The organism is Sphingomonas sp. DMC6, assembly GCF_056314225.1.
The window spans coordinates 86,901-99,909 of the sequence record NZ_JBQUYT010000009.1; the positions used below are offsets into that span (position 1 = coordinate 86,901).

9 protein-coding genes and 1 pseudogene are annotated in these 13,009 nt (G+C 67.4%); 4 read left to right on the forward strand and 6 right to left on the reverse strand.

Annotated features, from left to right (window positions below; translation table 11 throughout):
- Window positions 1–190: 190 nt before the first annotated feature.
- On the reverse strand, window positions 191–1,315 hold the full coding sequence (dnaJ, locus tag ACT53M_RS17575) for a molecular chaperone DnaJ (protein WP_476235022.1): 1,125 nt from the start codon (window positions 1,313–1,315) through the stop codon (window positions 191–193).
- A 130-nt stretch (window positions 1,316–1,445) separates the two neighbouring features.
- Window positions 1,446–3,356 (reverse strand): molecular chaperone DnaK, encoded by a 1,911-nt coding sequence (dnaK, locus tag ACT53M_RS17580; protein ID WP_476235024.1) that lies wholly within the window; start codon window positions 3,354–3,356, stop codon window positions 1,446–1,448.
- Window positions 3,357–3,527: 171 nt separating this feature from the next.
- On the opposite strand from dnaK, the gene ACT53M_RS17585 reads away from it, so the two are divergent.
- From ACT53M_RS17585 to ACT53M_RS17595, 3 genes are all read left to right on the forward strand, one after another.
- Window positions 3,528–3,959, forward strand: a complete 432-nt coding sequence (locus ACT53M_RS17585; protein ID WP_476235025.1) for a copper chaperone PCu(A)C — start codon at window positions 3,528–3,530, stop codon at window positions 3,957–3,959.
- 238 nt (window positions 3,960–4,197) lie between these two features.
- On the forward strand, window positions 4,198–4,650 hold the full coding sequence (locus ACT53M_RS17590; RefSeq protein WP_476235026.1) for a PH domain-containing protein: 453 nt from the start codon (window positions 4,198–4,200) through the stop codon (window positions 4,648–4,650).
- Window positions 4,647–5,123: a vgr related protein gene (locus ACT53M_RS17595; RefSeq protein WP_476235028.1), complete on the forward strand. Its 477-nt coding sequence runs from the start codon at window positions 4,647–4,649 to the stop codon at window positions 5,121–5,123. The genes ACT53M_RS17590 and ACT53M_RS17595 overlap by 4 nt, the downstream gene beginning before the upstream one ends.
- Before the next feature lie 171 nt (window positions 5,124–5,294).
- Here ACT53M_RS17595 and ACT53M_RS17600 read toward each other — a convergent pair whose 3' ends face one another.
- From ACT53M_RS17600 to ACT53M_RS17615, 4 genes are all read right to left on the reverse strand, one after another.
- A complete protein-coding gene (locus ACT53M_RS17600) occupies window positions 5,295–6,821 on the reverse strand; it encodes a hypothetical protein (protein ID WP_476235030.1) in 1,527 nt (508 codons plus the stop codon).
- Window positions 6,822–7,122: 301 nt separating this feature from the next.
- The gene (locus ACT53M_RS17605) at window positions 7,123–7,293 is read right to left on the reverse strand and encodes a hypothetical protein (RefSeq protein WP_476235032.1); all 171 of its coding nucleotides are present in this window, start codon (window positions 7,291–7,293) and stop codon (window positions 7,123–7,125) included.
- Window positions 7,290–10,742, reverse strand: coding sequence for a class I SAM-dependent DNA methyltransferase (locus tag ACT53M_RS17610; RefSeq protein ID WP_476235034.1), 3,453 nt, complete (start codon window positions 10,740–10,742; stop codon window positions 7,290–7,292). Before ACT53M_RS17610 ends, ACT53M_RS17605 begins: the two co-directional genes overlap by 4 nt.
- A gap of 92 nt (window positions 10,743–10,834) precedes the next feature.
- Window positions 10,835–11,848, reverse strand: a complete 1,014-nt coding sequence (locus ACT53M_RS17615) for a hypothetical protein (RefSeq protein ID WP_476235036.1) — start codon at window positions 11,846–11,848, stop codon at window positions 10,835–10,837.
- Between the two features lie 205 nt (window positions 11,849–12,053).
- Here ACT53M_RS17615 and ACT53M_RS17620 point away from each other — a divergent pair.
- Window positions 12,054–13,009 (forward strand): annotated as a pseudogene (locus ACT53M_RS17620) (hypothetical protein); the annotation flags it as partial.

A 13,009-nucleotide genomic window follows, 5' to 3' on the forward strand; every position in this document is an offset into this window, starting at 1 on the left:
TCCCCCTCACCCTTCCCACCGCCTTCGGCGGCGGGCCCCTTCCCTCTCCCACAGGGGGAGAGGGAGTTTCGGCGCCACGCTCTCTCTCCCCCCGTGGGAGAGGGAAGGAGCCGCGAAGCGGCGGAAGGGTGAGGGGGACTATCGTGCATAGGCGATAGCCCAGCCGGCTGATGCGCCGCCCTTTCCAACCTCAACCCAGCGCCGCCTTCAGCTTGGCGAAGAACCCGCTCGCCTGCGGGCATTCCTCGCCCGTTTCGGTCTTGCGGAATTCCTCCAGCAGCTCGCGCTGCCGGGCCGACAGCTTGGTCGGCGTCTCGACTTCCAGCCGGATCACCAGATCGCCGCGCCCGCGCCCCTGCAGCACCGGCATGCCGGCGCCGCGCTGGCGCACTTCACGGCCGGACTGGGTGCCGGGGTGGATCTTGATCGTGTGCCGCTCGCCGTCGAGCCCCGGAATGCCGATCTCGCCGCCCAGCGCCGCCGTGGTGAAGCTGATCGGCGCAGTGGCGTAAAGCGTCGTGCCCTGCCGCTCATAGATGGCGTGCTTGGTGACGTGGAGGAAGATGTAGAGGTCGCCCGCCGGCGCCCCGCGCGCGCCCGCCTCGCCTTCGCCGGTCAGGCGGATGCGGGTGCCTTCGTCGACACCGGGCGGAATCTCGATCTTGAGCGTCTTGGTCTTGTCGGCACGCCCGTCGCCGCGACAGCTACGGCACGGCTCGGCAATCACTTCGCCCGCGCCGTGGCAGGTCGGGCAGGTCCGCTCGACCATGAAGAAGCCCTGCTGCGCGCGCACCTTGCCATGGCCGGCGCAGGTCGAGCAGGTCCGTGCCTTGGTGCCCGGCGTCGCGCCCGATCCGTCGCACGCCTCGCACACGCCCGACACGTCGATGGTGATGTCGGTCGAATGGCCGTGAAACGCCTGTTCGAGCGAGATTTCCATGTCGTAGCGCAGGTCGGCGCCGCGCCGCTGGGGCCGGCCGGCACCGCGCCCGCCGCCCATGAACTCGCCGAACACGCTTTCGAAAATGTCGCTGAACGCACCGAAATCGGCATTGCCGCCGCCATGGCCGCCGCCCATCCCGCCATTCTGGAACGCGGCATGGCCGAAGCGATCATAGGCCGCGCGCTTCTGCGGGTCCTTCAGGCAGTCATAGGCCTGGCTGATCGCCTTGAACTTGGCCTCGGAATCCTTGCACCCGGCATTCTTGTCCGGGTGATATTTCATCGCGAGCTTGCGGTACGACGACTTGATCGTCGCATCATCCGCGCCGCGTTCGACCTGGAGCAGTTCGTAATAATCGACTTCAGTGGTCATCAAAAAGCCCTCTCCCCTTCAGGGGAGAGGGTTTGGGAGAGGGGCATGCGCAATACCAGACGCATCGACCTGCCCCGCTCCCCCTCTCCCCGACCCTCTCCCCGCAAGCGGGGAGAGGGAGGGGCAATAGTTACGCCTTGTTGTCGTCCACTTCCGAGAACTCGGCGTCGACCACTTCCTCGCCGCCGGCATGTTCGCCGGCCGCAGCGCCTGCGTTCGGCGAGGCGTTTTCGGCAGCCTGCTTCTCATAGATCGCCTGGCCCAGCTTCATCGCCACCTGGGCGAGGTTCTGCGCCTTGGCGGTCATCGCATCGGCATCGCCGCTTTCGATCGCCGACTTGGTATCGGCGATCGCCGCCTCGATCTCGCCCTTCAGCGCCGCATCGACCTTGTCGCCATTCTCCTGGAGCTGGCGTTCGGTGGTGTGGACGAGGCTCTCGGCATTGTTCTTGGCTTCGGCCGCAGCGCGCCGCTTCTTGTCCTCTTCGGCGAACTTCTCGGCATCGCGCACCATCTGTTCGATGTCGCTGTCCGAAAGACCGCCCGAGGCCTGGATGCGGATCTGCTGTTCCTTGCCGGTGCCCTTGTCCTTGGCCGACACGTTGACGATGCCGTTCGCGTCGATGTCGAAAGTGACTTCGATCTGCGGAACGCCGCGCGGCGCCGGCGGAATGCCGACCAGATCGAACTGGCCGAGCAGCTTGTTGTCCGCCGCCATTTCGCGCTCGCCCTGGAAGACGCGGATCGTCACCGCCTGCTGATTGTCGTCAGCGGTGGAATAGACCTGCGACTTCTTGGTCGGGATGGTCGTGTTGCGGTCGATCATGCGGGTGAACACGCCGCCCAGCGTCTCGATGCCGAGGCTCAGCGGAGTCACGTCGAGCAGCAGCACGTCCTTCACGTCGCCCTGCAGCACGCCCGCCTGGATCGCCGCGCCGATAGCGACGACTTCGTCAGGGTTCACGCCGGTGTGCGGTTCCTTGCCGAAGAAGTCCTTCACGACCTGGCGCACCTTGGGCATGCGGGTCATGCCGCCGACCAGCACCACTTCGTCGATGCCGGCAGCCTTCACGCCCGCATCGGCCAGCGCCTTGCGGCACGGCTCCAGCGTACGCTGGATCAGGTCGTCGACCAGACGCTCCAGCTCGGCGCGGCTGATCGTCTTCACCAGATGCTTCGGGCCGTTCTGGTCGGCAGTGATGAAGGGCAGGTTGACTTCGGTGGTCTGCGCCGAGCTCAGCTCGATCTTGGCCTTTTCGGCGGCTTCCTTCAGCCGCTGCAGCGCCAGCTTGTCCTTGGTCAGGTCGATGCCTTCGGCCTTCTTGAACTCATCGGCCAGGAACTGGACCAGCTTGGAGTCGAAATCCTCGCCGCCCAGGAAGGTGTCGCCGTTGGTCGCCTTCACTTCGAACACGCCATCGCCGATCTCGAGGATCGAGATGTCGAAGGTGCCGCCGCCAAGGTCATAGACCGCGATGGTCTTGTTGTTGTCCTTGTCGAGGCCGTACGCCAGCGCCGCCGCGGTCGGCTCGTTGATGATGCGCAGCACTTCGAGGCCGGCGATCTTGCCCGCGTCCTTGGTCGCCTGGCGCTGGGCGTCGTTGAAATAGGCCGGGACGGTGATCACCGCCTGCGTCACGCTTTCGCCCAGATAGCTCTCGGCGGTTTCCTTCATCTTCTGCAGGATGAACGCGCTGATCTGCGACGGGCTGTAATCCTCGCCGCCGGCATTCACCCAGGCATCGCCGTTCGCGCCGCGCACGATCGTGTAGGGCACCAGCTCGGTGTCCTTCTTGGTCACGGGGTCGTCGAAACGGCGGCCGATCAGGCGCTTCACGGCGAACACGGTGTTGTCCGGGTTGGTCACCGCCTGGCGCTTGGCCGGCTGGCCGATCAGCCGCTCGCCATCCTTGGCGAAGGCGACGATCGACGGCGTGGTGCGCGCGCCTTCAACATTCTCGATCACCTTGGGCTTGCCGCCTTCCATCACCGCGACGCAGCTGTTGGTCGTGCCCAGATCGATACCGATAACTTTAGCCATGGTCCTCGTTGGCCCCCAGAGTCAAAATAGGAGTTTCAAACACTTGCCCGCCCCGCGGCCCCAGAAGAGGCGACCCGGGAACGAAGCTACGCGATCGGATATAGGTGCGCTGAAGCTTGCCGCAAGACGCACAGGTTTCTATGCAGAATCCCGGATTGGGAGGGCGGTGACATGCGGGCTCTGTTGGGGATCGTTACGGCAGTGTCACTGGTGGCGTGCAGCCCCGCCGCCGACGTGAAGGCGGACGGCGCCTGGGTGCGCCTCCCCGCCGTTGCCGGTCAGCCGGGCGCGGCCTATTTCACGATCACCGGCGGCAAGGCGGACGACACGCTGGTCGCGGTATCGGCACCCTTCGCGCTCAAGGCGGAAATGCACGCCAGCATGAAGGACGGCCATGGCATGATGGCGATGGCGCCGCTGAAGGACGTGCCCGTCCCCGCCGGCGCCAAGGTGACGTTCGCGCCGGGCGGGCGGCATGTGATGCTCTTCTCGCTCGCGCCCAAGGTGAAGGCGGGCGACCATGTCCCGCTGATGCTCAGCTTCGCCAGCGGCAAGACGCTGACCGCCAGCGCCGAAGTCGTCACCCCCGGCGACGCGCGCTAGGGTTCGGCGCTTTCGCGCACCATAACAATCTATCTCCCCTCCCTGGAAGGGAGGGGATCAAGGGGTGGGTTCGGCGGCGGGCGGGGCTCGATGCCCCGGCCGACGCCTTTGCGGCAGGCGGAGACGCTCGGGCTGACGCCCTCGCACCCACCCCCGACCCCTCCCTTGCAGGGAGGGGAGATTGCTGCACCCCCACCCCGCCATTGCAGCGTAATACGCCTGCGCTATGATCGCGCGCATGACGCAGCTGATCGATCGTTTCCGCCCCTCCACCGCGGGCTGGCTCAAGGGTTCCTTTGCCGGCTGGGGCACGCTGCTGCTCTGCCTGGTCGGTGTCGGCTTCATCCTCATCGCGGTGCGCTGGATCGCCAACCAGGCGACGCTCTATGAAGTCACCGAAGACCGGCTGATCCTCTATCGCGGCATCATCAACAAATCGATCGACGAGATCGAGCTGTACCGGGTGAAGGACGTGCGGCTCGACTTCTCGATCGTCAACCAGATCGCCGGCATCGGCCGCATCACCATCACCTCGTCGGACGAGACGACGCACAAGGAACCGCTGGTGATCCGCGACGTCGAACATGCCCGCGAACGGCGCGAGAAGCTGCGCGAGCTCGTCAACAATGCCCGCCGCCTGCGCGGAGTGCGCGAGTTCGACATGGCGCCGGATTTCTACGCCCAGGGGTGAGTGCCCCCGCCTCCCGTCCCCTGACCGACGGCGAGACGCGCCTCGCCGCCGCGATCTTCGGCGACGCGATCGATTATGCCCGGGTGCGCGTGGCGAACCGCAAATGGGCGTTCTTCCAGCCGCGCCATGTGACGATGGCGCCGCTCGGCACCATCCATTTCCACCCGGAAGGCGGCCTGTACCGGGACGATTTCAGCGATGCGCCGCTCGGGCTGCAGGGCCTGTTCGTGCACGAGATGGTGCATGTCTGGCAGCATCAGGCAGGGCGATTCCTGCCGCTGCGCCGCCATCCCTTTTGCCGCTATCGCTATCGCTTCGATCCTGACCGGCTGTTCGCCCGCTACGGTATCGAGCAGCAGGCGGAGATCGTCCGCCACGCCTTTCTCCACCGCCACGGCGCCACTGCCCCCGGCGCGCCCGAACCCGGCGTGCTGGAGGCGCTGCTGCCGTTCGTCCCCGCCCGCATCGGCTGAAAGCACGCAACCCAAGCTGGTCGACACGCATTGCGCGCCAGCCACACGCCGTCACCCCAGCGCACGCTGGGGTCTCCCGGGGGCTGGGCGATACCGGAGCGGCGCTACTGCGGAAGATGCCAGCCTGCGCTGGCATGACGAAGGAAATGGGTCGCCATCCGTGGGCCGGTATCAGCGTTTCGGGTCGTTCCGCTCCACCCTGGGCTGCATCGTCGGGCGCGAGGGCGGCGGGGCGGCGCGCGACGGGCCGGACGGCGCCGGATGGAACACCGGCCGGGTGGGCGCCGCCGGCGCCGGATCGGGCCGCGCCGCATCGGCCGGACGCTGGAACTGCGGCTGGGGCTGCGGCTGCGGCTGCGGCCGGGGCACATCCGCCGGACGCGCCGGCTGCGGGCGCGCCGATGGCACATCGTCGAGCGTCGGCCGCTGCTGCCGCGTCCAGCCGGGCGAGGTCCAGGCATGGCCGCCGCGCGCCGGCTGTGCCTGCCCCGCCGGCGGCGCGGCCGGAGCAGGCGCAGGCGCCGGCGCGGGTGCCGCGGTCGAGGGCAGCGTCACGCCGGAGGCAGGCGGCTGCGGCAGATGGTGCCAGCCCGGCCGGTCCGGGCGCACGCCGCCATCGGGGCGGTTCGGCCAGCCCGGCCTCGGCCCGCCCGGCTGGTCCGGATCGGGCCCGTGCCACGGGCGCGGCGCAGTGGGCGGCGGCGTGGCTGGATTGGTCGCATCGGGCACGGCCGGGCGCGTCGGCCGGCCGGGCCAGGGGCGACCGGGCGCGGGCACGGCGTTGTTCGGCGGGAAAGGCGGGCCGCTGTACGGCACCGCCGGCCGGTCGGGCCGCGCGGGACCATCCGGCCGCCCGGGGCGATCGGGCCGGTTCGGCGGCTTGCCCGGATAGCCCGGCGTACCGGGACGCGGCGGCGGCAGCGGCCCCGCGCCGCCCGGCCCACCGGGCTGGTGATGCCAGTGATGCCCCAGCCCCGGCGGGGGCGGCCCCTGGAAGCCGCTGTCGCGCCAGCGCCGATAGGCGTCCGCCAGCGCCTGCCGCCGGCGCCGCTCCGCCTCCCACCGCTGTTGCGCGGCGATCGAGGCGGGGCTGGCGCTATAGCGCTGCCAGCCGGGATAGCGCATCCAGCCATTGTCCCATTGCTGTTCGAGTTCGAGGAACACGAACTGCGTGTCGAACCACTGGTCGCCGTCGATCGGCGCCCATTGCCGGTCGAGCAGCGCCGCCATCAGCCGCTTGCCGCGCGCATAGAGCGCCGTGCCCTCGTCGATGCTGTCCAGCGCCTCGCTCTCGGGCATCGGCCCGCCATCGGCGGTATAGACCATCGCCACCCGGCCGTCGCGATAGCCAAAGCTGCGATCGGGCAGCCGCACCAGAAACGGCCCGCGCGCACCCGGCGCAAAGAACCAGGTGCGCAGCCCGTCCGGGTCCGGCTCCGCCACCACCCAGAAGCCGCCCTGCACCTGCCACGCCCAGGGGCGCACGCTGCCATAGGAAAAGCTGTAGTCGGGGGGCGCGTCGCCGATCGTGTCCCACAGGCTGCGCGCCCGGTCGATCAGCGCAAAGTCCGCCGCGTCCTCGGAACGCGCCGTCACCACGCTGCGGGTCTGCGCCAGCGCCGGCGCGGCGGTCCCGCCGATCAGCAGCACCGCCACCAGCGGCGCAAGCGATGTTCGAAAGTTATGCCCGAGTGTCACGGCGCGCCTTCCCCAGTTTCCCGCTGTACCTAAACGCGCCGGCATGAATGATGACTGACCGATGACAAAATATTTCGCGGCAATGCTGCGCGGCAATGCTGCGCCGCATTTGTCACAAGCAGCGCGCGCCGCCCGATATTCCCTGCACAAGGCGCGCGCATCGGGCCGGTCGACGCCACCTTGCCTGCAAAAGCGCGGCCGCTACGATAAACGCCGGGGCCGGACATCGGGCGCTGCCGGCAGATACCCGGAAACGTTTCGGGCGTTCGCGCGGGGGCCGGCCTCACCCCTGCCCCGTGCCTCAAATCTCCGCGAAGAACTCGGGCAGCACCGTCACTTCATGATGCACCACTTCGCGCACGCGCACCCCCAGCCCGCGTTCGCGCAGCAGCTGGCATAGATATTCGCCGTCGATCAGGTCGATGGCCGGCGCGCCGTCGCGCCGCGCCTCGCGCCGCGCCGCCCCGCTCACGCCGCGTAGCGGCCGTCGTCCAGCTTGCGCAGGCGGCCCATGCCGGCCAGCGCGTCGAGCACCGGCAGCACGCTGGTCGCGCGCTTGCCCTTGAAGGCGCGGGCGACGTCGTTCGCCGCCACCGGCCGGGCAGAGCGCGCCACCACGCTCGCCACCGCCACCACCTGGTCGGGCAGCGCGCCCGGCCATTCCAGCGCCTCGGCCCTGGCCTTTTGCGGGGCGTCGAGTGCCAGCTTCGCCTGCTCGGCCGGGGCCTGGTATCCCGGCGCCTGGAAATCGGGGCGCAGCCAGCGGACCTTGCCCTTGGCTTCCTCCGCCGCGCGTTCCTGGTTGAGCGCGACCAGCCGTTCCAGGATGTCCTCGTCGCTCAGGTCGACCGGCCAGCCATAGGCCTCCGCCACGCCCGCATCGATCGCATCGTGATACTGGCGGATCAGCGAGACACAGCCGCGCTCGGCAATGTCGCGGTCCTTGGGGCCCAGCACCGTCCCCGCCCGCTCGGCGGCGCGCAGCGCCTCCAGCACATTGTACAGCTTGGTGAGCGTCAGGTCGTCGTACCGGGCAAGCACGTCCTTGCGCAGCGCATCCAGCCGCTCGGCGGCATCGCGGATACGGGCTTTCAGGGCTTCGTCCGAGGTATCGGGGAAGGGGAAGGGATCGAAGCAGCGGGTCTTCGAATAGCGTGGGTCATTGCCCACACCTAACCGGGCACCAGCAGCCAATGACCAAACTACGTGCAGGCGGCTACTCAGTACACCGAGAAAAAATGCGTCACGCAAACCAACGCCAACAATAGAATTATCGGGTAGAAAATCGCTGAAATGAAATTGGAATACGCGGTGCTTCGCCGTCTCAGCAGTTATTATAAAGCGCTCAATCCCCTTCTGAAAATTGCGCAACATTTCCACTGGCTCCCCGTGGAGCCACCACCTCTCAGACCTGTGCCCACGCTTATTTAAGTCACGCTCGGGTTTAACGTGTGTATATAGATGATCATATATTGCCGGATAATTCTGCCTAATATTATCTTCGCTCAATCCGTAAGTATCTATTACGTACAAGCCACGAGAGCGCTGCATAATATCACGCCCGTTGGCGAACCTTCGTACAACACCCTGACAGTCCCCACATTTTTTCAACGCATCTTTTGACAGGATAAAGCCAGCACCATGTAGCGGAGCCCCTCGTGACGCAATACGACTGTTACTTCGAAGAGGCGACGCTGTAGATACAGGCGCTCCAACAGTAAGATCGCTGTGAATGCGCCCGACCTTCTCAACGAAGCCGATCAGTTCGGGCGCGCCGCTTTCGTCGATCACCTGCAAGCGCCGCCCGGCAATCTCGCCCGGCGCCCCGGCACTCATCGCGATCCGCACTGCCGCATCGCCCTTCTCGCTGACCCATGGATGGTCGGGAATGGCATAGGTCAGGCTCAGCGGCGGATCGGCCTCCAGATGCGCGGCGATCACCCGGCGGCTGAACGCCTGGGTAATCGAATTGGTGGTGACGAAGCCGAAGCGGCGCGTCACGCCCTGTCGCACCATCGCCGCCGAGCGGTCCCACCAGTGCATCACGAAATCGGCTGATTCCGGCACCTTGGTGGTGCGGAACAGCGCCTCGAAATAGCCGTCGCCCAGCCGGTCGCGGACATCCTTGCCGCCGATGAACGGCGGATTTCCGATGATAAAATCCGCCTTCGGCCATTTCGCCGCGCGCGGGTTCAAATAGCGATACAGCTCCACCCGCGCGCTTTCGTCGGGCACGTCCTTCCCCGTGACGGGGTGCTTCTTCATCGTCTCCCCGTCCCAGCGCGTCACCGGCACGCCGTTTGCGTCGCGCTCCAGTTCGCGGCGGTCCCATTCGATCAGCGCGTCACGGTTCTCGATCGTGCGCACGTCGCGCAGCACCGGCGGCTCGGGCATCCGGTCCTCGCCGTTCACCCGGAAATGCCATTGCAGATAGCCGATCCACAGCACCAGCTGCGCGATCGCCGCCGCGCGCGGGTTGATCTCGATCCCCAGGAAATTCTCGGGCGTGATGGTGTGGCCTTCCAGCTCGGCCAGATAGCGCTCGTCACCCAGCGCATCGAGCAGTTCGAGCACTTCGCCCTCCAGCTCCTTCATCCGCGCCATCGCCACGTACAGGAAGTTGCCGGTGCCGCACGCCGGGTCGAGCACCTTGGTCGCGGCCAATTTGGTGTGGAACGTCTCGACGATCTGCCGCGCTTCTTCCTTCTCGCCACGCTCCGCCGCCTCGGTCGCAATCGTGCGCGCACCCATCCACTCTTCGCGCAGCGGCTCCAGGATGGTCGGCCCCACCAGCCGCTCGACATAGGCGCGCGGGGTATAGTGCGCGCCCAGCTTGGCGCGCTCCTTCGTGTTCAGCGCGCGTTCCAGCAGCGTGCCGAAAATCGCCGGCTCCACCTGTCGCCAGTCGGCCTCGGCGGCGGCGATCAATATGTCGATTTCCTTGACCGTGACCGGCAGCGCGGTGGTGTCCTTGAACAGATAGCCGTTGAAACGGCGCACCGTCTCGCCCGCCTCGCCCAGCCCGAAGGCGAGCCCGCCCTTGTCCATCGCCTCCCACAGCTGGCTCAATTGCTGGGGCAGCAATTCGGGGCGATCGCGCGTCTTCTTCAACAGCGCGCTGAAGCTTTTCCTGGGGATCAGCCCGGTGTCTTCGGCGAACATCGTGAACAGCAGCCGCATCAGGAACGCGGCGACGCGGTCCGGATTCTGTTCGCGTTTCTCGATGTCCTTCGCCAGTTCGGCAAGCAGCGTGGCGATCTCGCGGGTGACGCGCGCCGCCTCGGCCGAGGGGTCGAGCGCCATCGGCGTGGTCCACACCGCCGCCAGCCGCTTGCGCACTTCGTCGTCGCGCAGATCGTCCAGCGTGATGCGGTATCGCCGCCGGTCGGGGAACGGGGCATAGCCTTTGCCGCTGCGCTGGAAATCGGCATAGACGTCGATGCAGTATCCCACATCGGTGACGAGCAGGAACGGCGGCCAGCCATGGTCGCGCGGCAGGTTCTTGGCATAGCCTTCGGCCTGGCTGGCGGCGCGCTGCATCGCGCCGGTCCATTGGCCGGTGCCGCGCTTGGCCATGCCGCGCTTGAACCGGTCGATCGCGGTCTGGCCGAAAAAGTCGCGCATCGCGGCATTTTCGCCCGCATCGACGGCGGCGATGTCGGCGGCGCTGCCCTGCTTCGCCTCCAGGATGAAGCAGTCGCGCTTGTAACAGTCGATCCAGCCATTGGTCGGCGGCGCGTCGATCTCGTTCTTGATGACGTGGCGCTCGAACACATAATCGTTGCGCTGCGTGTCGGGCAGCGTCGGCTGGGGCGGCTCGACCCCCAGCAGATGGCACAGATCGGTGACGAACAGCTGCGTGTTCGCCCGCTCGTTACCCCCGGATGCCTGCCACTTGGCGATGAACTCGTCGACGGTCACACAATCCCCCCGCCCCTCTTTGGCCGGGAAGCGGGCCGGGCATCAAGTCCCCGCGCGGTGCGGCATTACTGCCGGATTGGATGTAATCCCCCTCACGGTGCCGGCGTGGCGGCGTCCTTTGGCGCCGATCCGCCATCGACCGGCGCGTCCACGGGCAGGCCGGCGCCGGAATTGAACCGATAGGGGCGCGGCATCGGCTTGAACCCGATCGCGTTGCAGGCCTTGCCGCGGATCGTCTGGCTCGTCTTCAGATCATCGGCCTTGCCGCTGAAATTCAGCGCGACGCAGTCGGCCGCGATGCCGCGCATCAGCATCAGGAAGGCGCGCTGGTTCACCTTGCCATCGGCGATCGCGGCGCCCTTCAGCTCTTCGGGATTGCCGAACAGATCGTCTTTCGACAGGCCCAGGCATGCCGCCGCCTGCACGATCGTTTTCGTATCGGCGCGAAAGGTGCCGCCGCCGTGACACGTCTTCACCGTCGACGCCACCGTTTCCAGCCCGGTGCGATAGCGGGCAAAGCCGACATGCAGCCCGCCGACAAGGTCCGCCGCCGCGCCCACCGCCTTCCACGCCGCGCCCATCACATTGCCCTTGGTAACGTCCTCCAGAAACTTGCGGGCCTTGTCGGTGGGCAGCGCGGCCAGCATCACCTTCACGATCCGCCCTTCGATCGCGGGCACATTGCTTTCGAAATTCTCGTAAAAGCCGTTGCAATGCGTGTCGTCGATGCTGGCCGGCGTGGGGGTGGCCGCCGGCGACGGGGGGCCTTGCGATTCGTCGCGGGTCCAGCAGACCTTGTGGGTCGCATCGGCATCGTACAGGTCGGCCGCGGCATAGTTGATCTCCAGCGCAGCGCTGGCCAGCAGTTGCGCAAAGCCGTCGGCATCCTGCCCGTTGACGGTGGTACGCCCGATGTCCGCCGCCATCGCCAGGATGATCGTGGCGCGCAGCAGTTGCAGCCGCTTCGAATAGGATGCGTCGAAAGTCCGCTTGTCGAGTAGATGGCCGGGATAGCCGCCGCTGTGCCGGGTTTCCTTGACGATCATGGTGCAGCCAGGCGCCATCAGGATTGCTGTGGCTGCCAATATTGCGGTTGCGCGCTTCATTCGCCCCCTTCCTCTTGCGAAAGACTGGCGCAGCACCACGCAACCGGCTGCGAATATTGATAGTGGTTGGCGGATATTGCCGCAGGGCGCAAGCCGTTTCGCGCCGCCTTCGCCTTGCCGCCCCTTGCGGACAGGTGGCACATGCCGCCCGGCGTCCCTATCTCCGCTCTGGAAAATCCTTCAGAACAAAGCTAGAACCCTCCCCATGGCACTCACCACCATTTCCGTCCGCGGCGCGCGCGAGCACAACCTCAAGGGCGTCGACATCGACATTCCCCGCGACACGCTGACGGTGATCACCGGGCTGTCGGGCTCGGGCAAGTCGAGCCTGGCCTTCGACACCATCTATGCCGAGGGGCAGCGCCGCTATGTCGAATCGCTCTCGGCCTATGCGCGTCAGTTCCTCGAGCTGATGCAGAAGCCGAATGTCGAGCATATCGAGGGGCTGAGCCCCGCCATCTCGATCGAGCAGAAGACCACCAGCCGCAACCCGCGCTCGACGGTGGCGACGGTTACCGAGATTTACGACTATATGCGCCTGCTCTGGGCGCGGGTGGGCGTGCCCTATTCGCCCGCCACCGGCCTGCCGATCGCCGCGCAGACGGTGAGCCAGATGGTCGACCGCGTGCTGGCGCTGCCCGAGGGGACGCGGCTGCTGCTGCTCGCCCCCGTGGTGCGCGGGCGCAAGGGCGAATATCGCAAGGAACTCGCCGAGTGGCAGAAGGCCGGGTTCAGCCGCGTGCGGATCGACGGCGAGACGTACCTGATCGAGGAAGCCCCGGCGCTCGACAAGAAGTTCAAGCACGACATCGAAGTGGTGGTCGACCGGCTGGTCGTCCGCGACGACATCGCCACCCGGCTGGCGGAAAGCTTCGAGACCGCGCTGAAGCTGGCCGACGGGCTGGCCTATGTCGACCTGGTGGATGCGACGGTGGCGGAACTCACTCCCCCTCCCGCGCGCGGGAGGGGGCCGGGGGGTGGGCCCACGCTCTCCACCAGCGATGACCTTGCAGGCGAGCGGGGGGCCCCCCCCCCCCCCCCCCCCCCCGCCCCGGGGGGGGCCCCCCCCCCCCCCCCCCCCCCCCCCCCCCCCGGGGGGCGCCACCCGCCCCCCCAGGCAAACACCCCCCCCCCCCCCCCAAAACCCCAGCAAACAACCCC

Coding starts and splice junctions, on each gene's coding strand:
- dnaJ (WP_476235022.1), bottom strand. CDS start 1,315: ATGACCACTGAAGTCGATTATTACGAACTGCTCCAGGTCGAACGCGGC.
- dnaK (WP_476235024.1), bottom strand. CDS start 3,356: ATGGCTAAAGTTATCGGTATCGATCTGGGCACGACCAACAGCTGCGTC.
- ACT53M_RS17585 (WP_476235025.1), top strand. CDS start 3,528: ATGCGGGCTCTGTTGGGGATCGTTACGGCAGTGTCACTGGTGGCGTGC.
- ACT53M_RS17590 (WP_476235026.1), top strand. CDS start 4,198: ATGACGCAGCTGATCGATCGTTTCCGCCCCTCCACCGCGGGCTGGCTC.
- ACT53M_RS17615 (WP_476235036.1), bottom strand. CDS start 11,848: ATGAAGCGCGCAACCGCAATATTGGCAGCCACAGCAATCCTGATGGCG.